The organism is Nitrospinota bacterium (genome assembly GCA_035528715.1).
Lineage (GTDB): Bacteria > JADFOP01 > JADFOP01 > DATKYB01 > DATKYB01 > DATKYB01.
The window spans coordinates 1-24,662 of sequence record DATKYB010000123.1; the positions used below are offsets into that span (position 1 = coordinate 1).

The following is a 24,662-nucleotide window of genomic DNA, read 5'->3' on the forward strand; positions in this document are numbered from 1 at the left end:
CCACTGCTTTTGTTGAACAGCAAAGGTATAGGCAAGGTTTCCTAAGCTTCCAGCCCCTGCGTAGATAACCGCACCAAACAGGGCAAAAAGATTTATTCCTGGTGGCAGCCACCAATCTCCACCAGCATTAAATAAAATACCCTTTGCCATAGTCTTTACCCCAGCAGGAGTAACAACCAAAGAAATTGTGATTACAAGAATAACAGCCGTAGCCCCCATAAAAAACATCGATACCTTTTCCACTGAATTGTAGACAACAGGACCACCCAGGAGGATTACGGCTGTGAGCACAAGAGTAAATTCAGCCCACCATCTCCAGTTGGCACCTGTTCCCCCTAATAATACATCTAATGCTGTTGCACCTGTTGCAGCCCAGCCAGGCCACATATAGATAAGAATGGCTGAGGCAAACCAAAACCAACCAAAGCCCTTCCACGCTCTCGAACAGCCTGTAAAGAAGGATTCACCTGTTGCAAGGGTATAACGGCCAAGCTCAACATTTATAAACCACTGTAGTGAAACCCCTAAAATAGCCAGCCACATCAACCCGGCCCCATATTGTGCAGTAAGCCTCGGCCACATGATGAGCTCGCCGCCACCAAGGGCAATACCTAAAACGATAATACTCGGCCCCAGCATAACCATTTTCCCTAATGGAATTGCAGGCAGATCCTTTACACCCAAAGAGTCCATTCCACCTTTTGGAATGGTCCAGACTTCCTCACCCTTTCTTGAGACACCTTCATCAGCCATACGCTTTTCCTCCTTTCATAATTTATTTTGAGATGAGTTAAATAGCCACCTCCCTTCTTAGATAAGATTTTCTTCTTGCCCAAAAAATAAGATAAGAATGGAACAATTTATAGAAAAATTCTTTTCTCTTTTTTTCTGAAAAATCCCGTCTGTGATTAAGCATCCTGAAATTTTGGTGGCAATTCTTGATATTGAGCAGTATGTCAGATGAGACGTCAGCAGAAAATCTTCTCTCCTGTCCGATTTTCCGATAAGAAACGAAGAAAAATAATCTTCTCAAGATACTTTAACTGAGATTTAACTATTAACCTAATAAAATGTCAAGCTTTTTTATTAAAAAAATTGGGAGAAAAACATTGACAAAAAAAACATTGACAAAAAAACATTGACAATGATCGAGATTTATTATATAAGGACAAGAATTTTTTTTAAAAAAGTATTTTAGTCCCTAAGAGAGGTAAGGAATGAAAAGAGTGATCATTATTTTGTTATCAATTGCAGCATTCGGAATAGTTCTAGCTGTTATACTTAGTTTAATCCAAGAAGGTTTTAAACTTCCAGGCTATTTCTAAAATTTCCGATAACTTTCCTTTTTAAAGAGATTTCCTTTCAGCTTTTGAATAAACAATGAAATCTTGATTATAATTACTCACCCTATTATTCTCAATCAATTTCAGACTATTTACTTTCGATAATCTAAAAATATTTTAAATAGATAATTAAAAGATATCAAGAAGAGATTGACTCCCTCTCTCCTTTCACCTCAACCTTTGCGAGTCCTTCAATAAATTTGATGATCGCTGAATGGTCTTCTTCTCCTTTTCCCTCTCTATTTAATGCTTGAAACATTTCATGAACTAAGCTAGTTAAAGGAAGGGAAACCCCCAGCTCTTTTGCACTATTCAGTGCATTTTTCAGATCTTTTATATGGAGTCTAATCTTAAACCCAGCTTTGAACCTTCTCTCTAAGATGTTCGGAACTTTTGCATCCAACACCCTGCTCCCAGCCAGCCCTCCTTTGATTGCTTCGTATAATAACTTCGGATCAACCCCAGCCTTTACTCCCAATACAAGGGCTTCTGACATGGCCTCCATATTCAGGGCCACGATAATTTGATTTGCCAATTTTACAAATCCTCCAGCCCCTATATCACCCACATGGACAATGCTCTTTCCTAAAACCTTAAAGATCCCTAAGCAGTCTTCAAAGACCTTTTTTTCACCGCCAACCATAATAGCAAGGGCCCCTTCAATAGCCCCGGTTTCTCCCCCACTGACCGGCGCATCAATCATTTTTACACCCTTTTTAGATACCTCTTTATAGATCTTCTTAGTAATGACCGGTGAAATTGAACTCATATCTATTATGATAGCCCCTTTCCTTGCACCCTCCAAGAGACCATTTCTTCCTAAAATTACCTCTGCCACTTCTGGTGAATCGGGAAGCATGGTTATAATAATTTCTGATTTTTCTGCAACCTCTTTTGGCGATAAAGCAGCTTTGGCCCCATCATTTACTAATTCCTCAATGGGTTCTTTACTTCTATTGTAAACAACAAGACTGTACCCCTTCTTCATAAGATTCCTTGCCATGGGTTTTCCCATAATCCCTAATCCAATAAAACCTATTTTTTTCATAGCTCTTTTTCTCCTTTTGTTAAAGTTATCTTAAGAAATTTATACTAAATCTTCTTTCTATTTTCCAATGAATATTTTGAGACAATAAAATTTTTCATGCTGAGATATGGTTTTTAGAAGAAATGAATGAAAAGAAATGGGGGGAGTTCCACTATTATCTTACTTTAAACATTTTGTTTAGGCTTAGCTGGAATAGGTTCAAATTCCTTTATAGCATCAATGGAAAGACCCATAGCTGCATCTGCAGTCCTTTCTACCATGATATCGATAACTGAAGGTCTCCCTGAATCAACCGCTCTTTGAAAAGCATTTTTAATCTCATCTGGCTTATTCACCCTTTCTGCATAGCAACCAAACCCCTCTGAAACCTTTACTATATCGATTAAATGCTCTTTATATCTCAGATCCACCTGATATTCAAAATCAAGGGCATACTTTTGATGTTGCCTGATAAGACTCAGGTATCCATTATTGATCACAACTACTATTATTGGGATATCGTATTGAGATGCCACAGCTAACTCAGAACATAAAAATCCGAAACCACCATCACCCATAACAGCTACTGCAGTACTCTCCGGACTTGCTAGTTTTGCTCCGATTGCTGCTGGGATGTCAAAACCTAAAGTTCCTGCACAACCACACATGATATACCTTCTTGGTTTGTATACATCCTGAAACTGACCTGACCATATCTGATTCAGACCGCATCCCGAGGTAAAAATAGTATCTTTATCAAAAAACTCGTTTATTTCTTTATATACCCTCGGGGGCTTAATCGGTATATCGTCATAATCCATCTTTCGTGCCATCTCTTTTTTCAATAAGGCTATATCTTTAACCCTTCCATTGGGAGGTCTCTGAGGGGTCTTTTCTTTGGCTGTCTTGAGCATGGCTTCTAGGGCCAATTTCGCATCACTGACAATACCTAATTCTACAGGTACAATCTTTCCAATTTGGTTGGGATCAATGTCAACATGAATAAATTTCCTTCCCTTGGTATAAACAGAAAGGTCACCTGTATGCCTGTCAACAAAGCGACAGCCTATGCCCAGAACCAGATCAGACTCCAAGAATGTTTTGTTTCCAAGGAGGGTATTAATCTGAATGCCTACATTGCCTGCATAATAAGGATGGTCTGCTGGAATACCACCTTTTGCCTGGTAGGTTGTAACCACAGGAATAGACATATACTCTGCAAATTCTAGAAACTCTTTGGTGGCATTTGCAATGACCACTCCTCCACCTGCCAAGATTATAGGGGCTTTAGCTTCAAGAATCATATCAATGGTTTTTTCTATTGATTTCATTCTTGGGCCTGGTTTAGAGAACTCCAAGGGGTGATCAGCATCAGGGTCATATTCAATCTCTTCTCTCTGAAGATCCATAGGAAGATCAATGAGAACAGGACCTGGTCTTCCTTCTCTTGCAATTCTAAAAGCCTCTCTAAAGAGAACAGGAACTCTGCTTGCCTCAGTAATGCAATAGCTTTTTTTAGTTATTGGCTTAACAATTTCAGCAATATCTACTGCTTGGAAGGCCTCTTTTCCTAACAAAGCTCTTACATTCTGCCCCGTAATAGCAACAATTGGAATAGAATCAACTTTAGCAGTATAGAGCCCCGTTACAAAATTGGTAGCTCCAGGTCCAGAAGTTGCAAGGCACAATCCCACCTTATCAGCAACTCTGGCATACCCATCTGCTGAATGACAAGCCCCTTCTTCATGCCGGGAAATAAAATGCCTTATCTTTTTTGATTGACTCAAAGATTTGTAAAGAGGATTAATTGCAGCCCCTGGAATCCCAAAGGCAACTTCTATACCTTCATCCTCCAGGATTTTTACAATAGCGTCTGTAACGAGCATTTTTGCCATAATTCTTCCCTCCTAAAAGAGAATTACTACAATATGATGGTTCATATTATGAAACTTTGTTTCATTTTATATAATCTAAATTTTAATCCCTGCTCAAAAAATATTTCGGGATAAAAGGTATTTCACATTGTGAAACAGTATTTCATCTCAATGGTCTGATTATCATACCACTATTGTTTTATTTGTCAAGTATTTTTTATTAAAAATATTTAATACATTATACAATTTTTTATTATATAGATAACATCTTGAAAGTTATGGATATAAATAAAAGAAGATTGGTTTGAGTTACTCTTCTTTTTCTATTGTTACCTCTGTGGATTTGATATCATTTAATGCTGAGAGGTCTCCCAAAATCCTGCCGAATACGTTGACGGGGCTTGCAGGTCTGCATTCATCTCCCACACTTGCAGGTGTAGGTCCCCAAAAGATACAAAACGCATTTCCTGGAGGCCAATAGGCTAAGTCTCCTTTTTCAACTACCTCTTTTGGGTTTTCTGATCCCATCTTTACAGGAATAGAAAAATATATTTCGTCTCCCCAACGATTACCGCTTGCTTTTATGGGTAACTTTTCCCAAACCGCTTCCGCTGTCTTTGTCTCATTTAACTCTCCCTGAAATTCGTTGCCACCAATATTCAATTTAATCTTTTTCACCATATCCTCCTCCATAAAAGTTACTTTTAAAGCCCAGCCTGCGAGATATCTTCTCAGCAGTCTTCACAACAAGTGGTACTAATTCATTTCTTAATCTTACGTTTGTAAATCTGGTTGATGGCCCTGATACGCTAATACCCCCAACTGTATCTCCATGATAATCAAATATAGGAACTCCAACGCACTTAAGGCCTATTTCCAACTCTTCATTATCAATTGCATATCCCTGTCTTTTTATCTGCTGTAGTTCTTTTTTGAGTTCTTTTTTGTCTATAATTGAATTCTTAGTTAATTTGACCATTTTAATATTTGATAGAACATTATCTAATTCTTTAGGTGATTTATGAGATAGGATGGCTTTGCCTACTGATGTACAATGGGCAGGCGCTCTCTTTCCAACAGCAGACATCATTCTTATTGTCTGAGTACCATCTATTTTATCGATATCGATGATCTCTCCTCTATCCAATATTGCAAGATGAACCGTCTCTTTACATTTATCGACCAGTTCTTGAAGCAAAGGCATGGCAAAAGACCTAAGACTCATCTTATTAATACAAGCACTCCCTATTTCAAACACCTTAAGCCCCAACATATACTTGCCTGAACTGGGATCTTGTTCAATGTAATCCATTCTCTTAAGAGTGCTTAATATTCTAAATACGGTTGGTTTCGATAAACCAACCCTTTGTGTTATCTCTTTCAATCCCAAGGATGGTACTTCAGCAGTAAATAATTCTAATACCTTTAATGCCCTTACTACTGATTGAATGTCATATCCAGAGGAAGATCTCGAGTCATTCATATTCTTAGAGCCTCTTATTTGCTATTTTTTGATACTATAGCATAATATTTAAAACCCAAAAAAGTTTTTTATGTCTGGTTAAAAAGGCTGGAATTTTTATATTTAACTAATCCTGAACTTATAAAGACCTTTAATATAGCAGCAATAGGAACAGCTAATAAAATCCCGATAAAACCGAAAAATTTAGCGCCGACTAATATAGCAATCATGATAACTACAGGATGCAATCCAACCTTATTTCCTACTATCCTTGGAGTTATAAAATTTCCTTCAAAAAACTGAACAATCCCAAAAACTAGAATAACCCCTATGATATGCTCGAAATCTTTAAACTGTAAGAATGCCAAAAAAAGAGCAGGAACAATGCCTACTACAAGCCCTAAATAAGGAATGATATTAGCAAAACCAGCCACAATACCTATCAAAACGCCCATAGGAATATTTATTATGTATAACCCCATGCTATACAATACGGCTAAAATAAGGCAAACAGTGAGTTGCCCTTTTATAAAGGCTCCAAGAATCGTATCAATTTCTCTTATTTTTTCTACAATTGACTCTTTGGATGAAGGAGGGAGATATTCTTTAATCTTTTCTTTTATTCGATCAAAATCTTTTAATAAATAAAATGTTGCTACAGGGATTATCAAAAGATTGATAGCTACTATTACTATATTTACAAATGTTGATAGAGCATTAAAAATAAAAGAAGTTATTGCATCTAAAATTCTTAAAGGAAATGTACTAAGCCTTTTCATACCTTCTTCAATGATGAGCTGAACCTTATCGCTATGTTTTGCCGCTATGCGATCAAGGATGGGTATAATCATCTTCTTTGTTCTTTCAATGTATAAAGGCATATCTTCTATAAGAGAATCGACCTGAATCTTGATCAAAGGAAAAACAATAATACTAAAGAGGGCGAGTAGGGAAACCAGTACGATTGTCAGTAATATAATTGCCATTATTCTTGGAATCTTAAACTTCTGTAATCGATCAACAAGAGGGTCTAAAATATAGGCCAATAACATTGCAATAACAAAAGGCATGAGTATATCACGAGAAATAAATATGAAATAAAGAACAGCAGCTATAGAAATTGTTAGTATAAGTGATTTTTTTAAATTGTTCTGTATAATCATTTCATTCCTTTTTTACCCTCTGTTTTTACCCTCTGTGTTTTTTAATAAATTCACCAAAAATGTCTTGTCATTTAATTATCTCTTACGAAAATCTGCTGTCTTCGCCTTTTTTTACAACAAAAATTTTTTATTCACCATTCATTATCTTCACTTCACGATAGATATAACCTATACCTGAAGCTACTGTAAAAAAAGCAGTTGTCAAGAATAGAATTGTAAGAATCGGCGATGATTTATGCAGGACATAGAATAATAGTACGAGAGATATGGTTAGAATCTGAACAAAGGTTGTCGCTTTCCCTAATATACTGGGAGATACTACAAGGTTATCAGTAAGGATATGAGTCACTAATGCACCTATGACAATGATCACATCTCTGCTTACAACTAAAATAGTTATCCAAACAGGAATTTCTCCAACGATTGACAGAGTGATAAAGGAGGTAGTTAAAAGGAGTTTATCAGCTAAAGGGTCAAGAAATGTTCCTAATTCAGTCTTCTGCCCTTTGATTCTCGCAATAAATCCATCAACCCCATCCGTTAGACCCATAAGACAAAAGAGTATTAATGCAAGAATCAGATATCCATAAATAAGAAGGGTTATAAAAAAAGGTATTACAATAATCCTGATAATTGTAATCCTATTCGCTAAATTCATAAAATCTCTCTCACTCAAAACAAATATCTATAAAATGACTTGGAGATGTATTTTATTCTCTATGAAGCTTGATATCTTTATTTGAAAAGTTCCATAGTTCTTTACAACAATCTCATTTATCAAAGACTCTATATCCCCAGCAAACTCGACTTCTATTTGGGCTACCTTAGTAATATAGCTCTTTTGCAAAAAACTTAAGATGCCAGGAACTTCATTTTTTAATATATTTCTCAATACAGATAATTGAGAAACATTTATATTCTCAATTGTTAAATAAATCTTGGCGAATTCATCTCTTTTTTCTGGAGAAATAATATTGAATTTATCAACAAAATATCTCGAGAGCTTTCTGCATGTCTCTTTAATAAGTTGGGAGTATATATCCGTATCCGTCCTCTCTTCTATTGAAGATATAGTATACTCACTCCCTATTGAGATTATGGAACCGGTGTTTACATCCAAAGCCCTAGCGGAGATATTCGCTTGAACAAACTTTTGATAAGTATCTATGCCGGATTTCACTCTCTCTTTTACAACAGCCTTTCCTAAAATAATGATATCCGCTCCAAACTGAAGGCCCATAGCAGCGGCAGCCCTATTATTTCCTGCTACTGCTTGTACAATTTGTTCTCTTTTAAGACCCTTCCTAATAGCCACCTGATCCACAAGGTCAAATCCACTTTCACTAAAATTTTGAATCAGAGCGATTTCTGACATTGTTGGTTTCTCACCGTTCCCTTTTGATTGAATATCCGTTTCCTCTTCTACAACCACCATCATTCTTGGTCTATGTTTTCTCTTCTCTATAATACCTATAGCAATAAGATCGCTTTTTAAATTTCCCATAGGAACCATCACCTGTAGGCCGACCTCGTATATATTGAGAGAAATATCAGGGCTTTCATAAAAAATTTTATAACTCTGTATATATCTCATACTCTTTTCAAAGATTTCTTCCTTCAACAGTTCATAATTATTAGCTATCCTTTCAGAATCAATGATGAGATTAACAGCATGCTCTATTGCAATTCTCATCGCATTATTGATAGCTTCGTTTCTTGCATTTGCTTGATTTTCATCAATAATAACCCCTCTCCCGATAGAAATTATATTAGAAAAGACCGATTCGACTTGGGCATCACTTGATTGAGGAGAAATAAAAACAAAAATTATAAGCAATAAAAAAAATAGATAAAAAGTCGATCTCAAATTAAACAATCAATATCTCCTTAATTGATTTAGTTTTTTAGAATTATCAAAAATAGGAAATGATGTCAATCTAATTTAAAGTCACTGTCTTTATGCTTTTTGGATTTCTTTTTTTAATAATTCTATTTCAGATGATGAAAGATATCTATATTCTCCAGGGAGAAGGCCTTCGAGCTTCAAAAAACCTATCTTTGTTCTTTTCAGTTTTCTTACAGGATGTCCAATCATCTCAAACATTCTTCTTATCTGCCTTTTTTTACCTTCCTTAATCGTTATCTCTAACCAACAACTATTCTTTAAGGTTTTGATCACCTTTACATTTGCCGGCCTTGTTTTCCCCTCGCTTAATTTTACACCCTTCTTTAATGTGTTAATGGCTTTCTCATTTAAAATACCGGATACTTTTGCCATATAAGTCTTTTTAAGGCCATATCTTGGATGGCTCATTATTTGTGCCATATCACCATCATTTGTTAAAATGAGCAGTCCTTCAGTATTATAATCTAACCTGCCTACAGGGAATACACGAAACTTAATGTCCTTTAAGAGATCACCAACAGTAGGTCTCCCCTTTTCATCCTTAAGAGTAGTAACATACCCCTTAGGCTTAAAAAGAAGAATATAAATCTTCTTTTGTTTTCTCTTTATAATTTTATTATCCAGCTTTATACAATCCTTTTCAGGGTCAATCTGCTTCCATAATTCCCTGACAATTTCTCCATTTATAGTTACTCTTCCCTCTAAAATTAATTTCTCTGCTTTTCTCCTTGAAACGATACCAACTTCGGAAAGAAACTTTTGAACACGCATAATGAGATAAAATATTTTTTCTGAAAGCAAAACCTAAAAAAATATTATTCAGATAAAAGCAGGGTGCTTTTTTCTATTTTAAGAAATACAAAGCGAGTAAGAGTAAAATAAATCTCTAAGTCACTCTCTGTTGAAAATTCTATTTTTAGGGATAATCAATGGGAATTATTGTCAAAGAGTTCTGCTTCTTTCTCTTCTTCTTTTTTAGCAGAACCCTTATCATACATAGATAAAAACTCTTCTCTCCGGGGTAAATCCGAGAGCTCTTTCAATCCAAAATACTCCAAAAACTCCCTCGTTGTCCCATACATCATCGGCCTCCCTAAAACCTTCTTCCGACCCACAATCCTGATCAACCTCTTCTCTAAAAGACCCTTCAATATGCCACTTATCTCTACCTTCCGAATATCCTCAACCTCCATTCTCGTAATCGGCTGCTTATAAGCTATAATCGCAAGAGTCTCTAAAGAAGCCCGAGAAAGTTTTGAGCGCCTCTCAATCTTTAAAAAATCTCTAATCCACTCACTATACTCAGATCGGGTGCATAACTGATATCCTTCCGCAACCTCCCTTATCTGAAGAGCACAACCTCTATACTCCATGATTAATTCGTTAAATAAAGACCTGATCACATCCCTTCCTACAGCCTTATTGATAACCTCAACAACCCTCTCTATCGTCAAAGGCTTCTCGGAAACAAATAATAAAGTCTCTATAATCCCCTTCATCTCCCTTGTATCCAATATTCTCCCCCTCTCAAACTAAACAGCCTGATAGATTCTTATTGTTCCAAATGGACTTATCTGCTGAACAGTAACCATCCTTAGTTTCATTAACTCCAATAAGGCCAAAAAAGTAACAATGACTTCTATCTTGTTTCCAAAATGAGAAAATAACGACTCAAAACTTAAGAAATCCTCCCCCTCAAGTCTCTCCATAATAAAATTTATCTTTTCAGAGACTGTTATTTCATCAATGAAGATCTCCTTGGTTTCATCTTCTGATAGCGTCTCCAAAAGGCCCTTTAGAGCATTTAGGAGGTCAAATATGGACGCATCAATCCAGATATCCTGATCCTTTCTTGCTGAATCTACATCTAAAACCCCACCCTTGGTAAAGATTTCTCTTTCAGCTAGCTCTTTCTCTTTTAGCTCTAATGCCAATTCTTTAAACCTCTTATATTCCAAAAGTCTCTCCACGAGTTCCGCTCTTGGATCTTCCCCTTCCTCTTCCTCCTCTACTTCAGGAGAAGGAAGAAGCATCTCCGATTTTATCAGGGTGAGTGTAGATGCCACAACAAGAAACTCTCCTGCAATATCAAGATTAAGAGCCTTCATTAGATCGAGATACTCTATATACTGCTCTGTTATCAATGCTATGGGTATATTATATATATCAAGCTCATTCTTCTTGATAAGATGTAACAACAGGTCTAATGGGCCTTCAAAAATCTCTAACTTAACCTTATAATCCACAGAATATCCCTCATCAATAAATTTAGCCTCCATGATTATAAAAAATATAACCTATTGTCAACGGAATTTTGATGTTATTGGCCAAATAATAAAAGTGACTGGCTGGTCATTTTTTTTTCAGGATTAAGGTTATTGATTAATAACTCTTTATAAACTTTGCTCCTTAAATCACATTAAAGGTTTAACTAGGGATTGCCGATAATATAAAATATCCAATTTTTTTAATTTATAAGTGATTTTATAAAAGGATGAAGGAAAAACGTCGAGCACCAAGAACAGTTTTAGAATGTACTTCAATTGATATCTATCCAAAAAATGTACAAACAGAACCAGAACTTAGAGGAAAAATCTATGATATTTCTCCTTTAGGAGCAAAATTTATTTCTCAAAAACCATATATTATAGGCTCAATAATTTATTTCGCTCTTTTGTTACCAAGTCATGGTTCCCTAAAAGGTATCTCAGGGATAGTCCTAAGCTGCGAACAGAAAAATAGTAACGAGTTCCATATTGCTATAGAATTTAAAGATATAGATTATTATCAAAAATTCCTAATAGAAAACTACATAAAAGTGATGAAGTCTTGGAATGAAAACATCAAATAAATAGAGAGGATATAAATTCTAAATTAATACCTCTCTATCTTTAAATCCCCATATATTTTTTTTGTCTTTTTTTAATAAACAGTTCTATAATGAATTCTTCATTCCTTTCTTCTTCCTCTAAATATTTTGCTTTTCAATAAGTTGTATGTTATAAAGCAATAAAAATTAAGAGAAAAGATATGGAAGATAAAAAACAAAAATTATTGAGAAATCTTCCCTCCGTGGAAGAAATCCTCCAACAGGAAGAGATAAAAGAAACATCTAAGAGTTACCCCAGACGCCTTGTTGTTGATTCAATTAAAAGGGTAATTGAAGGAAAAAGAATGGAGATTCTGAAGGAGGATAGCGACAACAGCTTTGATAAAATTGATCTCTCTATGGAAACCCTACTTAAGATGACCCTCACAGATATTAAGGAATCGAGCCAATATTGCTTAAAGAAGGTTATTAATGCCACCGGCGTCATCATTCATACGAACATCGGAAGGTCCGTTCTCTCTCAAGAAGTTATCAGCCACATCTCAACCATAGCCGGTTCCTATTCAAATCTCGAATATGATCTTAAGCTTGGAAAGAGAGGTTCAAGAAACGATAATATCGTTGATATTGTTAAAGAAATAACTGGGGCAGAGTCTGCCTTAGTTGTGAATAATAATGCTGCGGCTGTTCTTGTCTCTCTCGATACCCTCTCTTCTGGAAAAGAGGTCATCGTCTCAAGAGGAGAGCTGGTAGAGATAGGTGGCTCCTTCAGGATTCCAGATATCATGAGGAAAACCAGTGCCATATTAAGGGAAATAGGGACAACCAATAAGACCCATCTTGATGATTATGCAGCAGCCATCAATAAAAATACCGGCCTGATTTTCAAGGTTCACAAGAGCAATTTTAAGATGATGGGCTTTACAAAAGAGGTTCCCCTTGAAGAACTTGTCGCATTGGGAAGAAAACACAACATTCCTGTGATGGAGGATTTAGGAAGTGGTAATCTTATCGACATACGAAAATATGGTTTAGAGGGAGAACCAACAGCCCAAGAGTCAATCAAAAAGGGTGCTGACGTCGTTACCTTTAGTGGGGATAAACTTCTGGGCGGGCCTCAGGCAGGGATTATTATAGGAAAAGAATCATATATTAATGCTATCAAAAAGAATCCCCTTCACAGGACAGTGAGGATAGATAAAATGACACTGGCTGGGATGGAAGCCACCCTTAAGCTCTATCTGGATGAGGAAAAGGCCATTCAGAATATTCCAACATTAAGGATGCTGACAATGCCTATAACGGAACTAGAGAGAAAGGCTGAAAAGCTCCTTAGAGAGATGGAAAATACAGAAACATCAGCCATTTTTGATTTAGAAATACAGGAGAACACGTCTGAGGTCGGTGGTGGAGCACTTCCCCTCCAGAAACTTCCAACAAGAGTTCTTTCCTTGAAGCCAAAGACCCTATCCGTAGATTTTGTGGAGCAATATTTCAGGTCTTACCATCCATCGATTCTTGGAAGAATCTATAAAGATCAATTCTTATTTGATCTGAGAACCATAGATGAAACAGACTTCCAAGATATTGTTAATGCATTTATTGGCCTTAAATCCCTTCAAGGGTAAAAGATGAAACAGATCATTCTTGGTACTGCCGGACATATTGACCATGGCAAGACCGAACTGATAAAGGCCCTTACTGGAATTGATACAGACAGATTGAAAGAAGAAAAAGAGAGGGGCATTACTATAGACCTAGGATTTGCCTTTATGAAGTCAAGCAATAGGGTCAATATCGGTATCATTGATGTCCCAGGGCATGAAAGGTTCGTAAAAAACATGCTGGCCGGGGCCGGAGGGATTGATCTTGTCCTATTAGTTATAGCTGCTGATGAAGGAGTTATGCCTCAAACCAGAGAACATCTGGCAATATGTCAGCTTCTCAAGATAAAAAGCGGCCTCGTTGCATTGACAAAAACTGACCTAATAGATAATGAATGGCTTCAACTGATGAAGGAAGATGTCGCATCTTTTTTAAAAGGAACTCTTTTAGAAGGCAGACCCATCATCCCTGTATCTTCCTTAACTGGCGAAGGAATTCCAGAATTAAAAATCAAGATAGAGGAATTGGCCAATGAAATTGAAGCAAAAAAAACAGACGGTCCTTTCAGGCTTCCTATAGACAGGGTATTTACGATGAAAGGATTTGGTACGGTTATCACAGGAACCGTTGTATCAGGCAAAGTAAATGTAGAGGATAAAATCGAAGTGCTTCCAAAGGGCATTCAGGGAAAGATAAGGGGAATACAGATTCATAATCAATCAAGCTTAGAGGCTATAGCAGGTCAGAGAAGCGCCATTAATATACAAGGTGTTGATAAAACTGATATTAAAAGAGGGGATGTTCTGGCCCATGTGGGTCAACTCAAGTCCTCCCTTCTCTACGATGCTACCTTTTTTCTCCTTCCAGATTCCCCGCATCCCTTAAAGAACCGACAAAAGATTCGCTTTCATCTGGGAAGCGGTGAAATCATGGCCGTTATTATTCTTTTAGATAAAGAGGAGCTTAAACCTGGAGAAGAAGCCTATGTTCAGATAAAACTTGAAAAGCCGGTTGTTGCTCTTTCAGGAGACTATTATGTTATCAGGAGCTATTCCCCGATGATTACTGTTGGAGGCGGTGAGATATTAAATGCCAACCCGAAAAAGTACAAAAGGTTTGACCCAAAGACTCTTGAGAAGCTAAAGAGATTAAAGGAAGGATCCTTTGAGGATATTGTTGAATTTCATGTTTTTAATTCTGGTTTGGACGGAATGAGCCTTGAGAATCTCTATCTTATTCTCCCATTAGAAAAAAATAAAATAAAGGAATCTATCGAGATATTAATCAACAAACAGATTATTAATACAGAAGATAATAAACATTTTATCCATAAAGATAATCTTTTAAAACTGAAGGATACACTAATAAAAGAATTAGAATCCTTTCATAAAAAGTTTCCCTTAAGACCGGGGATATCTAAAGAAGAATTAAGAAATAAGATGTCCCTCATAAATGATAAGACCTATTCTTTTCTGATAAATCTTCTGATGTCTCAAAATCTCATCGTACTAGAAAAAGACAAGATACGACTCTCATCTTTCAGTAGAAGGTTGGAAAAAGACCAAGAAGAACTAAAGAAAAAGATTGAAAAGGAATATCTCTTATCTGGTTTCAAACCCCCTAATCCTCAAGATTTATTCAATAAGTTCTCCATAGATAACAAAAGGTTTTTGGAATTAGTCTCTTTATTATTGGAGGAAGGTCATTTAATTAAGATTAAGGAACAAATATTTTTTCATAAAGAAAATTTGTCGAAGGCAGAGGATTTGCTGAAAGATTTTCTTAAAAAAAACAAAGAAATCACCGCTGCCCAATTCAGAGACCTATTAGGGATATCGAGAAAACATGCCATACCGCTTTTAGAATATTTTGATGCAAAGAAATTGACTTTAAGGGTAGGCGACAAAAGAGTTTTTAGGAGTAAATTATAGAGGAGGATATGTTAGATTGTCGAGATTTGGAAATATTGTCCAAGATCATTGAGTTAAAAAGCTTCTCGAAGGCTGCAGAGGAACTCTACTTAACCCAACCAACAATAAGCGGACATATCATAGAATTAGAAAAGAGGCTTGGAATAAAACTCTTAGATAGGTTGGGAAAAGAGATCCTTCCAACAAAGGCAGGTAGCCTTTTGTATAATTATTCAAAAAGGATACTAAAGCTAAGGGCTGAGGCAGAACAGGCCCTTGAGCATTTCAAGAGCCGTTTCAAAGGAAAACTCTTTATAGGCGGAAGCACAATCCCAGGCGTCTATATATTACCAAGCCTCATAGAACAATTTAATAAAAAGCATCCTGAAATCTCAATAACCCTAAAACTGTCCGATTCGAAGGGAACCTTTAAAAATGTCTTAGAAGGGACAATTGAAATTGGTGTGATAGGTGCCAGGATTAAAAATAATAAGATCGAATATAACAAATTCTTTGATGATGAGATTATTCTTATCTGTTCAAAAAACCATGATTGGACAAAAAAGGATTCTATTTCTCTGAATAATTTAAAGAAGGAGTCTTTCATTTCAAGGGAGAGGGGTTCAGGGACCCGAATTACGATGGAGAAAGAGCTTCAGTCACATCATATCAATATAAATGATTTCAACGTTGTTGCAGAGATGGAAAATAACGAGGCTATAAAACAGGGGGTTAAATGCGGACTGGGAGTCTCTTTTATTTCTAAAAGAGCGGTTGAAGACGAACTTATAAAAGGAACCTTAAAAAAGGTAAAAATAAGAGGGGTAAAGATAAAAAGGGTTTTTTATATCATCCGAAGAAAGGGAAAGACGCTATCTCCTCTGTGCAGTCTTTTTTTCAACTTTTTATCAAAATCATCTTGACAATTTAAGTCGGTCATTAATATAATACAATCTTTCGCTAACCCACTAAAATTTAAAAAAGAATTAATATTTACTATTCGTATATCTTAAATAAATTTAAATTAAAGGAGGAATACATTGGGTAAAAAAATACTTATTTCACAAAAGATACCTAAAGAGGCTGTTGAGATTGCAAGAAATAATTTTGAGGTAGATTATAACGAAGATGAAAACCCCCTTCCACCAGAAGAGCTCAAGAAGAGATTGAAGGACAAGAACGGCATTGTCTGTCTTCTAACAGATATAATGAATGGTGAGGTGATGGATGCAGCTCCAAATCTCGAGGTTATTTCTAATGTTGCTGTAGGATATGATAATATAGATGTAAACGCTGCTACAGAGAGAAAAATTGCTGTAACCAATACCCCTGGAGTCTTAACAGATACCACGGCCGACCTGGCCTGGTCTTTAATAATGTCTGTGGCGCGAAGAATTGCCGAGGCCGATAAACACATGAGAAGTGGAAAATGGAAAGGCTGGGGAGTCATGCAGTGGTGGGGAAGCGATGTCCATCATGCAACCCTTGGAATTTTAGGTTTTGGCCGAATCGGTAAGGTCGTGGCAAAAAGGGCCTTGGGTTTTGAAATGAAGGTTTTATATCACGATGCCTTTAGGGCTCCGGAAGAAGAAGAAAAAGCATTAAAGGCCACATTTGTCAGCAAAGAAATCCTTCTCAAAGAGTCTGATTTTGTCTCTGTCCACGTTCCTCTGATGCCTGAAACCGTGCATATCATTGGAGAAAATGAGCTGAAGATGATGAAACCTACTGCCTTTCTTATCAATACATCGAGAGGACCCACAGTAGATGAAAAAGCACTGGTAAAGGCCTTGAAAAATAAAGAAATAGCTGGGGCAGGACTGGATGTTTACGAAAAAGAACCGGTTATGGAGCCTGAATTGGCAGATATGGACAATGTGGTTGTCCTCCCCCATATTGCCAGCGCCTCTATTAAGACAAGGACGAGGATGGGAACCATGGCTGCTGAAAACTGCGTGGCTGCATTAAAGGAAGAGATTCCTCCAGCTTGTGTTAATCCAGAGATTTATAAAAAATAAATATTGAAAGGGGGAAATTGTGGCAAAACATGTAATCACTGATATGACAAAATGTACGGGATGCCGGATGTGTGAACTTGCCTGCTCCATGTTCCATAAAGGGGTATTCGATCCCACCCAGGCAAAGATCAAGGTGCATCTCATAGGACTACCAGAGATTCCCGTTCCCGTTTTAAAGATGGATTGTAATTATTGTTCTGGAGACCCGACCTGTGTCAAATACTGTGTAACAGAAGCCATTGTCTTTAAGGAAGCAGAAAAGTCTGAAAGACGGGACATTCCCAGGGAAGAGGTCGTTAAAATAGCTGAAGAATGGCTAACAAAGGTATCCAGCTAAGGAGAAATTAATTTATGGCTAAGGTAAAGGTTCAGTCTTTTGCAGAGATAAAAGACGCCCTGGGAAAAGAGGAGATAGAGGTTGAAATCGGTGATAATGACACTTTAAGGAATGTCTTTGAAAAGATGGCTGAACAGTATGGAAGTAACTTTAAAGACCAAATTTGGAACAAATTAACTGGAGAAATGGAGCCCTTTCTGGTCATGTTAAACGGAAAGACCTACAGTTCCCTTCATGAGTTTGACACAAAGGTCAAAGATGGGGACGAGATAGCCATTCTTCTCCCTGTTGTTGGAGGATAATTTATGTCAGATAATGGAAAGTTTCAATATGGTGGTTATAAGGGAAAGATTTTAAGGGTCAATCTTTCCAGCGGTAAAATCAGCACCGAACCCTTAAAAGAAGACTGGGCCAGGGATTTCCTAGGGGGTGTGGGTTTAGCTGCTCGATTCTTATATGAAGAGCTGAAACCCAAAACAGACCCACTCAGTCCGGAGAACAAACTCGTCCTGATGACAGGACCTGTCCAGGGAACCATCGTTCCCACAGCATCAAGGTCTGTTTTCTGCACCAAATCCCCGTTAACAAATAATTTCTTTAACAGTATCCACGGCGGGCATATCGGCGCAGAACTCAAATATGCTGGATATGACGGCCTCATTGTCGAGGGAAAGGCTGAAAAGCCTGTTTATATATCGATAAATGATAACAAGGTGGAGATAAGGGATGCCTCAAAGTTGTGGGGCAAATTTACCTTTGAAGCACACGCCGAGATAAGAAAAGAGCTGGGGGATGATGAGGTTCATATTGCAACCATCGGCCCTGCTGGAGAGAACGGTGTCCGTTATGCCCTTATTCTTTGTGATATGAGGGCTTCTGGTAGGGGCGGTACGGGAGCTGTAATGGGTTCCAAAAACCTGAAAGCGATAGCAGTAAGAGGGACTGGTGAGGTCACTGTTCCTGATACAAAAAAAATAGCCGAGTATTCCTTAAAGATGAATGAAATCTTCGTTTCCAATCCCACCACAGGAAAACAACTTGCCTATTACGGAAGTCCGGGAAGCATCCTTCCCTTTAATAAATTAGGGATATTGGGGACAAGGAACTGGCAGACCGAGGTTTTTGAAGGGGCAGAGGGTATCTGTGGCGAGACCATGCGAGAGAGGGTTGTCAAGAAAGATAAGGCATGTATTGCCTGTCCCATCCACTGTACAAAATTCAGCGTAGTAAAGGACGGTCCCTATAAAGCCACGATAGAAGGGCCGGATTATGAGGCCGTATGGGGCATGGGCTCGATGTGCGGAGTGGATAACCTCGATGCTATTGTTAAGGGCGATGAGATCTGTGACGAATATGGAATCGATCTCATGTCCGGCGGATGTACCGTCGCATGGGCGATGGAAGCCTATGAAAAGGGAATTATCACCAAAGAGGATACCGGAGGCATCGACCTTCGCTTCGGAAATGCCGATGCCATGCTTGAGATGCTGGAAAAGATAGGGAAAAGAGAAGAAGGCTTAGGCTGGCTTCTCGGTGAGGGAAGCAAAAGGGCTTCAGAAAAGATCAGAAAGGGTTCGGAAGAATTTTGTATTACGAATAAGGGGCTCGAGATAGCGGGTCATACAGCAAGAGGGCTTCCCGGCCATGCCATGGGATATGCTGTGGGGCATAGGGGCGGAAGCCATCACGATTCCAGACCCACAGGCGAGAGAACGGGGATGGTGCCAAGGGAAACGACTGAAGGAAAAGGACCCTATGTTGCTGGGGTGAATCATTGGCTGATTTTCTGCGATTCTCTGGTCCTCTGTCATTTCGGTGAATCAGTATGGGGACCCATTGCACTCAATGAGAATACGGTTGAAGCACTGAATGTCGTTACCGGAAGACATCTCAATGTTGATGATGCGAACGAGCATGCGGAGAGGATATGGAACCTCATAAGAGGATTTGCTGCCAGAGAAGGATTTACGAGGGATGATGATACCCTTCCAAAAAGATTCACTCATGAACCCATTCCTGAGGGACCTTCAAAGGGAATGGTTGTTACACCTGAAATGCTTGAAAAGATGAAGGACGAATATTTCGAATTTAGGGGCTGGGATAAGAAGACCGGAATCCCAACAAAGGAAAAGCTCTTAGAGCTCGGCTTGGACTTTATTGCCAAGGACCTTTATCCTGGCTAATTCTATTATTTTCTTATTAAAGATTTTATTTATAAATCAAAGGAGGTGCTGTTGTGAAGGAACCTTGGTCTAATTATTTTAAAATGGGAATTGTTCATTTTATGGCCTTTCCGGGCACTCTAAAGGGAGAGGGTCCTGTCTTGGAGACAATCCAGAAGATTGCTGAGGATGATTTCTTTGATGTGATTGAAGTTGGAATCATGAAGGACAGCGAAACAAGAAAAAAGGCTCGAGCCATTATAGAAACAGCTCATATGGAGGTAGGTTTTGGCGGTCAGCCAGGATTATTGACCGGCCAGCATGACCTCAATTCTCTGGATGAGGGTGTAAGGAAAAAAGCGATCGACAGATCAAAACAGTCAGTAGATGAAGCAGTAGAGCTTGGTGCAAAAAGGGTTGCTCTCCTCAGTGGAAAGGACCCCGGTGATAAAGATAGAGATAAAGGATTAGCGCTTCTCATCGATTCCCTCTGCCAGATCTCTGATTATGCCAACAGCAAAGGGCTGGAAGGAATAACCCTAGAGGCCTTTGATAAGACAATTGATAAGAAATGTCTGGTTGGGCCCTCGGATATTGCTGTTAAGCTCTCCAAAGCCATGAGAGATAAGGGTTATGATTTTGGGCTTATGTGGGATCTCAGCCATGTTCCCATTCTTTTTGAAGATATGGAAAAGGCATTAGATACTGTAAAGGACCACCTGATTCATATCCATATTGGAAACGCTCTCCATAGAGATACCAGCGATGTAGCATACGGGGACAAACATCCAAGATTTGGGTATCCAGGTGGTGAGAATGACGTTCCGCAACTCGCTGCATTCCTGAAAGCATTATTCAAGATTGGATATCTGGGAGAGGGAAAGAGACCTGTAGTGACTTTTGAGGTCATGCCCATGGGCGAAGAGACATCAGAACTGGTGATTGCCAATGCTAAAAGGACATTAAAGGCAGCATGGCCGCTGGTTTAAAATTAATTCTTTCAAATTAAATAGTAATAGGGGAAGAACTTTTCTTCCCCTATTTTTTTATAAATATCACTTTCTTGCGTGCGAAAGCAAAGTTACCAAAAAAGAACCCCCGATCGTGAAGATCCGTCGAGTTGAGATGGGTCTCGAACTCGCCAACTAGTCCGGCGTGATCTGTGTGATCTTGGAGCCTTTCAAGCCGAGCCCCCCCATCAACCCCTTCTGGTCGAAGAAGAAGGCATAGATGTCAGACTTGGCTGTCGTGGTCGTGAGCGAGCTGGCCAAGCCCTTGTCCACCACGACTATGCTCGGTCCAACGCCGATCTCCCAACCAGAGCTCTTTTTGATATACTCAAGCGCAGAGTCGGTCATGAAGAACAACGCGTAGCCGAATGCCTGAGCACCAGCCTGCAGTCCGTAAGAGGCCTCAACCGTGTTGTAGTAGCCGACCGTCTTGTCCCCCTTGCGGAGCGCTCCCACGCCGTACTGTCCACCGAAAATAAAGCCAGCCTTGACCACACTCGGAAAGACGAGAATCCCCTTGGCCACCTTGGAGAGTTCCTTTGCCGCGGGAGTGCTGGCGTAGAGCTTCTGTAGGGCAGAGTCGACGTCGCGGTCGATATCAGCGGCTTTGGCCGCGAGTGCCTGCCGTGAACCCAAAGCGGGTACAACTAATGCCATGAGTATTAATGCAATACCTAAAAATCGAACATATTTGTACATGCTTCCCTCCTTTTACAATTATCAATGTTTACATCTACTTATTGAATAAAAATATAATAAAAATAGTTCAATATCAAGTTTTTTAAGAATTAATTGAAGGATAGCTCAATTAAATATATTCGTTTGAGTGGAGTAGAGCTTGGCTATCGGGGGGCATTTTGGGCAGAGTAGAAGGAGTGAGGGATTTTAAAAAGATATCAAAGAAGAAAGCAAAAATTAAACCTGTTTTTTTCTAAATCTACATAATCATCAAATAATGGCATCTTCGCCTTTTTCCTCTGTTCTTATTCTTACAGCATCTTCTATAGGAATTATAAATATCTTACCATCCCCAATCTGACCTGTTTGTGCCTTAGATACAATTACCTCTACAACCTGGTCGACTAATTTATCTGGTATAACAATTTCCAATTTTAACTTGGGGACAAATTCTACGACATATCTTTCATACAATTCGGTATTTCTTTCTACCACTTGACCTTTTTGACGACCAAAGCCTTTTACCTCGCTAACAGTCATTCCCTTTACATCTATTTCATTAAGCTTATCTTTTACATCATCTAATTTGAAGGGTTTGATAATCGCTTCTATCTTTTTCATTTTTCACCTCCTTTTTTTATTTAATTGGATTAATAAAACCCAGACAATGAAGACTATTTTTTTAAGCACACACTAATCCTTCCTTTTAATTGGCAATAATTGTTCCATCTTGAACGATAGAGGGAAATAAATGATTTTGTCTTTTAAAAACAATAAGAAAAAAGGTTAAAGGGATTAAAGAGGGGAATAAAAAGAAAAGAAAAACCTGGCTTTAAAAAAGCCACTCCCAGATGATTGGTAAAATATTGACCTTATTGACTCCAAAAACAAAAAGAGCACGTATTTAGTGTTTAGAAGAAGTTCGCTCTGGCCAGAAGCAACCTATCTTACCTCTGGCCAGAACAGAAGGTTATTCAAAGATTTAATCCCAACTCTTTTTACCCTCTTTGTCGAGCCAGTCTGAGAAACGAAACGTGGTTGGCACATTCCTTACTTTCCAATAACCATTATTGTTGCTGACGTACTCCCTGAAGGCATTCAGAATTTCTTTATAATCTTCTCGATCCTCTTTCTTAAGTTTTTGATCATCTGCTCGGGCATTGAGGAATTGAATGGTCGCATCTTTTAACAGCTTGAGATCGCTATCTGGCCATCTTACGAGTACGATATCGTTCTTTTTATCTGCATCTTTTTTATTAGCATTCAGAATCTCTTGCAATTTTCCGCCCTGCTGCCTGAGATTTTCTCCATAAGAAGATGCAACATGGTCGCGGCCCACACTCATAACGAGCGTTTTTTGCGCTTCAGTGAGCTTGTTCCACACCTTCTTATTAACAATCATATAGGTGACTAAGAACGGCTGGTGCCAACCAGGAAAGTGCCAGTATCTCGCTCCTACAGTTCCCGGGTTGCCCTTTGGGCTAAAAAGAACCGACATATCGTCCAGCGGTGTAGCAAATTCAAATGCTTGAACTTTACCAGCAATAATCTCTTTAATAATTTTCCCACCGGCAACTGCGGTGACAAAGTTAATATTTTTCTTTGGAATTACGCCTTTCGCAACGAGATTATCACAAGACAAATCAAGAACGTCTTGAGCCGGCGGCAAATAGCGAAATGTCCACTTTTCCTGGCATAATCCTTTTAAGCCGATACCAGACATAGACTCAGTATCACCGATAGGCTTCATAAAATAACCAGAGCCTTGATGACTGCTTCCAACGATGGGAATGGCTACTACATTCTTCTTTCGCTTATCAAGTGTGCTCTGAAGTAAATCTAAGCCAATTTGACGCCCATTATCTACGCTTTTGCCATAAACAAAGCCTAGAAATTCATCGAAGTTAGGTCCAAAAGGGACGCCTGAGTTGTAAATAAAACCCCATGCTTTATTCAGAGTCGATCCAGATATATAAGCTGCATCAAATCCGCCCCCCGAGGCGCCTGCACCTACAGCTGCAACAATGTTTTTCTTGAATTGCTTGGGGACGGCTGGCCTGGGTGAGATCTTGGTGAATTTAACCGTTCCTTTTTTACCGAGCGTTGTTTTGGTTATGCTTTCCAACTTTGCCCCGTAGTCATCTGCCGGTGGCCCAATTGCTGCTGCACCGCTAAAGCTGCGGAACTTAATTTCAATTGCTGAGACTGGCTGCGCTGCAATAACAAAGACAATCCCAAATATAGCAATGACTGCAATGGCGCCTTTCAATATTAAGATATGCTTCATGTAACCAAACATTTTTCCCTCCTTTCTAAATGGTTTAAGGGTTAAGTCTCTGGTTTAAAAAAACCAGAAAAAATTAGCGTGGAATTACCCACCCCCTTTCTGCATTTCTGCTAACTTCCTTAGAGGACGTTGAGGAAGAAGCAGAAATTGTTTATGATTTGTTGTTTTGATACGCTCTGTCCAAAGATTGTTTCTTTGACTTTCGACCAGGATTTCTTTAGGAAATATTTTGGTAAGAAAAGTATGATCTTGCATTTTTCCCCCCTCCCAAAGGGTAATAGTTAATCAAAGATGCAGAACCGGGAAGATAGACTGTTAAGATTAGACCTGAAGAGGATTATTGTCAAGGAAGAATAGCAAAAATCTAAAAATTACTATTAAGTATTCTTATTAATAATCCGAGTCTTCCAAAACACTTATTTCCATATTTATCTTTGTGGGGATTTTAGACTATATCTCTTCTTTCAAAAACTTTTAGTGCAGAGAGGACATTGGAAAATATATGTTTTGGGATGCATTATAACACAACTACTTAATATTTTATTTTTTCTTGGCCTTCTTAAATTCTTGTGGGCCAAATTGGGGATCATAAATTCCAAAAGCATATACACAATTCTTTTTCAATTCAAAGAATAGCTTATATTTCGAAAAAGAATAGATTCTTTCTAATTTGTTTTCAGAAATAGAAATATGAGAAGGTTTGCCAAATTTTTTAGTAATTTTCTCTAAATTATCACCTATTTTAATTCCCTGCAGACTTCTTGGAGTCGTTATCCACCAAAAAGACCAGGAAGAGTCAGAGTCGCAAAAATAATAACCATAATTCATATATGATACGGAAACAACTTTGCCATCTTTAAAATCTATTCTATAAAGGTAATTATTTCGTTTATCTTTTTTATCCACAGAAACATAAAGCCAGTAACCAGGCCCACTAAGTTGTTTAGAGGGCTCTCCTTTAATAGATTTTACATCATCTTTGGTCGAACCAAGAGATATTTCCCAAAAAGTAGAAATTTCTTTAGGCATATTACTTATTTTTATATAAGA

25 protein-coding genes are annotated in these 24,662 nt (G+C 38.2%); 9 read left to right on the plus strand and 16 right to left on the minus strand.

The window, feature by feature from the left end:
- The 11 genes from VMW81_08830 to VMW81_08880 all read right to left on the minus strand — a co-directional run.
- Nucleotides 1-753 (minus strand): Nramp family divalent metal transporter (locus VMW81_08830; GenBank protein HUU51045.1); only part of this gene is annotated, 753 nt, incomplete at its 3' end.
- Between the two features lie 729 nt (nucleotides 754-1,482).
- Nucleotides 1,483-2,391 (minus strand): 2-hydroxy-3-oxopropionate reductase, encoded by a 909-nt coding sequence (gene garR / locus VMW81_08835; protein ID HUU51046.1) that lies wholly within the window; start codon nucleotides 2,389-2,391, stop codon nucleotides 1,483-1,485.
- A 164-nt stretch (nucleotides 2,392-2,555) separates the two neighbouring features.
- A complete protein-coding gene (ilvB, locus tag VMW81_08840) occupies nucleotides 2,556-4,265 on the minus strand; it encodes a biosynthetic-type acetolactate synthase large subunit (protein ID HUU51047.1) in 1,710 nt (569 codons plus the stop codon).
- 288 nt (nucleotides 4,266-4,553) lie between these two features.
- The gene (locus tag VMW81_08845; GenBank protein ID HUU51048.1) at nucleotides 4,554-4,925 is read right to left on the minus strand and encodes a cyclophilin-like fold protein; all 372 of its coding nucleotides are present in this window, start codon (nucleotides 4,923-4,925) and stop codon (nucleotides 4,554-4,556) included.
- Entirely contained in the window at nucleotides 4,909-5,727 is an 819-nt protein-coding gene (locus VMW81_08850; protein HUU51049.1) for an IclR family transcriptional regulator, read from the minus strand. Before VMW81_08850 ends, VMW81_08845 begins: the two co-directional genes overlap by 17 nt.
- A 68-nt stretch (nucleotides 5,728-5,795) precedes the next feature.
- Nucleotides 5,796-6,869 carry an AI-2E family transporter gene (locus VMW81_08855; protein ID HUU51050.1) on the minus strand — a complete coding sequence of 358 codons (1,074 nt, stop codon included), beginning with the start codon at nucleotides 6,867-6,869 and terminating at the stop codon, nucleotides 5,796-5,798.
- Between the two features lie 127 nt (nucleotides 6,870-6,996).
- Nucleotides 6,997-7,527 carry a CDP-alcohol phosphatidyltransferase family protein gene (locus tag VMW81_08860; protein ID HUU51051.1) on the minus strand — a complete coding sequence of 177 codons (531 nt, stop codon included), beginning with the start codon at nucleotides 7,525-7,527 and terminating at the stop codon, nucleotides 6,997-6,999.
- 27 nt (nucleotides 7,528-7,554) lie between these two features.
- A complete protein-coding gene (locus tag VMW81_08865; protein ID HUU51052.1) occupies nucleotides 7,555-8,745 on the minus strand; it encodes a hypothetical protein in 1,191 nt (396 codons plus the stop codon).
- An 81-nt stretch (nucleotides 8,746-8,826) separates the two neighbouring features.
- Complete coding sequence (locus VMW81_08870; protein ID HUU51053.1) at nucleotides 8,827-9,549, minus strand: pseudouridine synthase; 723 nt, start codon at nucleotides 9,547-9,549, stop codon at nucleotides 8,827-8,829.
- A gap of 152 nt (nucleotides 9,550-9,701) precedes the next feature.
- On the minus strand, nucleotides 9,702-10,289 hold the full coding sequence (gene scpB, locus VMW81_08875; GenBank protein ID HUU51054.1) for an SMC-Scp complex subunit ScpB: 588 nt from the start codon (nucleotides 10,287-10,289) through the stop codon (nucleotides 9,702-9,704).
- Between the two features lie 18 nt (nucleotides 10,290-10,307).
- The gene (locus VMW81_08880; protein HUU51055.1) at nucleotides 10,308-11,021 is read right to left on the minus strand and encodes a segregation/condensation protein A; all 714 of its coding nucleotides are present in this window, start codon (nucleotides 11,019-11,021) and stop codon (nucleotides 10,308-10,310) included.
- Between the two features lie 248 nt (nucleotides 11,022-11,269).
- Here VMW81_08880 and VMW81_08885 point away from each other — a divergent pair, with 248 nt between their 5' ends.
- The 9 genes from VMW81_08885 (at nucleotide 11,270) to VMW81_08925 (ending at nucleotide 20,626) form a co-directional block, all read left to right on the plus strand.
- Nucleotides 11,270-11,626 (plus strand): PilZ domain-containing protein, encoded by a 357-nt coding sequence (locus VMW81_08885; protein ID HUU51056.1) that lies wholly within the window; start codon nucleotides 11,270-11,272, stop codon nucleotides 11,624-11,626.
- A gap of 179 nt (nucleotides 11,627-11,805) precedes the next feature.
- Nucleotides 11,806-13,233: an L-seryl-tRNA(Sec) selenium transferase gene (selA, locus tag VMW81_08890; GenBank protein HUU51057.1), complete on the plus strand. Its 1,428-nt coding sequence runs from the start codon at nucleotides 11,806-11,808 to the stop codon at nucleotides 13,231-13,233.
- Nucleotides 13,234-13,236: 3 nt separating this feature from the next.
- Nucleotides 13,237-15,141 carry a selenocysteine-specific translation elongation factor gene (gene selB, locus VMW81_08895; GenBank protein ID HUU51058.1) on the plus strand — a complete coding sequence of 635 codons (1,905 nt, stop codon included), beginning with the start codon at nucleotides 13,237-13,239 and terminating at the stop codon, nucleotides 15,139-15,141.
- Nucleotides 15,142-15,149: 8 nt separating this feature from the next.
- Nucleotides 15,150-16,043 (plus strand): selenium metabolism-associated LysR family transcriptional regulator, encoded by an 894-nt coding sequence (locus VMW81_08900; GenBank protein HUU51059.1) that lies wholly within the window; start codon nucleotides 15,150-15,152, stop codon nucleotides 16,041-16,043.
- Between the two features lie 117 nt (nucleotides 16,044-16,160).
- Complete coding sequence (locus tag VMW81_08905) at nucleotides 16,161-17,138, plus strand: D-glycerate dehydrogenase (GenBank protein HUU51060.1); 978 nt, start codon at nucleotides 16,161-16,163, stop codon at nucleotides 17,136-17,138.
- 19 nt (nucleotides 17,139-17,157) lie between these two features.
- Nucleotides 17,158-17,475 (plus strand): hypothetical protein, encoded by a 318-nt coding sequence (locus VMW81_08910; GenBank protein HUU51061.1) that lies wholly within the window; start codon nucleotides 17,158-17,160, stop codon nucleotides 17,473-17,475.
- Nucleotides 17,476-17,489: 14 nt separating this feature from the next.
- A complete protein-coding gene (locus VMW81_08915; GenBank protein HUU51062.1) occupies nucleotides 17,490-17,777 on the plus strand; it encodes a MoaD/ThiS family protein in 288 nt (95 codons plus the stop codon).
- Between the two features lie 3 nt (nucleotides 17,778-17,780).
- Nucleotides 17,781-19,658 carry an aldehyde ferredoxin oxidoreductase family protein gene (locus tag VMW81_08920; protein HUU51063.1) on the plus strand — a complete coding sequence of 626 codons (1,878 nt, stop codon included), beginning with the start codon at nucleotides 17,781-17,783 and terminating at the stop codon, nucleotides 19,656-19,658.
- A gap of 53 nt (nucleotides 19,659-19,711) precedes the next feature.
- Entirely contained in the window at nucleotides 19,712-20,626 is a 915-nt protein-coding gene (locus VMW81_08925) for a TIM barrel protein (protein ID HUU51064.1), read from the plus strand.
- Between the two features lie 156 nt (nucleotides 20,627-20,782).
- On the opposite strand, the gene VMW81_08930 is transcribed toward VMW81_08925, so the two are convergent.
- From VMW81_08930 to VMW81_08950, 5 genes are all read right to left on the minus strand, one after another.
- The gene (locus VMW81_08930) at nucleotides 20,783-21,346 is read right to left on the minus strand and encodes a YSC84-related protein (GenBank protein HUU51065.1); all 564 of its coding nucleotides are present in this window, start codon (nucleotides 21,344-21,346) and stop codon (nucleotides 20,783-20,785) included.
- A 249-nt stretch (nucleotides 21,347-21,595) separates the two neighbouring features.
- A complete protein-coding gene (locus tag VMW81_08935) occupies nucleotides 21,596-21,946 on the minus strand; it encodes a P-II family nitrogen regulator (protein ID HUU51066.1) in 351 nt (116 codons plus the stop codon).
- A 361-nt stretch (nucleotides 21,947-22,307) separates the two neighbouring features.
- Nucleotides 22,308-23,624 (minus strand): hypothetical protein, encoded by a 1,317-nt coding sequence (locus tag VMW81_08940; protein HUU51067.1) that lies wholly within the window; start codon nucleotides 23,622-23,624, stop codon nucleotides 22,308-22,310.
- Between the two features lie 72 nt (nucleotides 23,625-23,696).
- A complete protein-coding gene (locus tag VMW81_08945; GenBank protein HUU51068.1) occupies nucleotides 23,697-23,867 on the minus strand; it encodes a hypothetical protein in 171 nt (56 codons plus the stop codon).
- Between the two features lie 285 nt (nucleotides 23,868-24,152).
- Nucleotides 24,153-24,662 (minus strand): hypothetical protein (locus tag VMW81_08950; protein ID HUU51069.1); only part of this gene is annotated, 510 nt, incomplete at its 5' end.

Bases quoted from the DNA above. Each gene is read 5' to 3' on its own strand.
- garR (HUU51046.1), bottom strand. From the start codon at position 2,391: ATGAAAAAAATAGGTTTTATTGGATTAGGGATTATGGGAAAACCCATG.
- VMW81_08885 (HUU51056.1), top strand. From the start codon at position 11,270: ATGAAGGAAAAACGTCGAGCACCAAGAACAGTTTTAGAATGTACTTCA.
- ilvB (HUU51047.1), bottom strand. From the start codon at position 4,265: ATGGCAAAAATGCTCGTTACAGACGCTATTGTAAAAATCCTGGAGGAT.
- VMW81_08935 (HUU51066.1), bottom strand. From the start codon at position 21,946: ATGAAAAAGATAGAAGCGATTATCAAACCCTTCAAATTAGATGATGTA.
- VMW81_08900 (HUU51059.1), top strand. From the start codon at position 15,150: ATGTTAGATTGTCGAGATTTGGAAATATTGTCCAAGATCATTGAGTTA.
- VMW81_08845 (HUU51048.1), bottom strand. From the start codon at position 4,925: ATGGTGAAAAAGATTAAATTGAATATTGGTGGCAACGAATTTCAGGGA.
- VMW81_08930 (HUU51065.1), bottom strand. From the start codon at position 21,346: ATGTACAAATATGTTCGATTTTTAGGTATTGCATTAATACTCATGGCA.
- VMW81_08940 (HUU51067.1), bottom strand. From the start codon at position 23,624: ATGTTTGGTTACATGAAGCATATCTTAATATTGAAAGGCGCCATTGCA.
- VMW81_08855 (HUU51050.1), bottom strand. From the start codon at position 6,869: ATGATTATACAGAACAATTTAAAAAAATCACTTATACTAACAATTTCT.
- VMW81_08945 (HUU51068.1), bottom strand. From the start codon at position 23,867: ATGCAAGATCATACTTTTCTTACCAAAATATTTCCTAAAGAAATCCTG.
- VMW81_08850 (HUU51049.1), bottom strand. From the start codon at position 5,727: ATGAATGACTCGAGATCTTCCTCTGGATATGACATTCAATCAGTAGTA.
- selB (HUU51058.1), top strand. From the start codon at position 13,237: ATGAAACAGATCATTCTTGGTACTGCCGGACATATTGACCATGGCAAG.
- VMW81_08860 (HUU51051.1), bottom strand. From the start codon at position 7,527: ATGAATTTAGCGAATAGGATTACAATTATCAGGATTATTGTAATACCT.
- VMW81_08915 (HUU51062.1), top strand. From the start codon at position 17,490: ATGGCTAAGGTAAAGGTTCAGTCTTTTGCAGAGATAAAAGACGCCCTG.
- VMW81_08920 (HUU51063.1), top strand. From the start codon at position 17,781: ATGTCAGATAATGGAAAGTTTCAATATGGTGGTTATAAGGGAAAGATT.
- selA (HUU51057.1), top strand. From the start codon at position 11,806: ATGGAAGATAAAAAACAAAAATTATTGAGAAATCTTCCCTCCGTGGAA.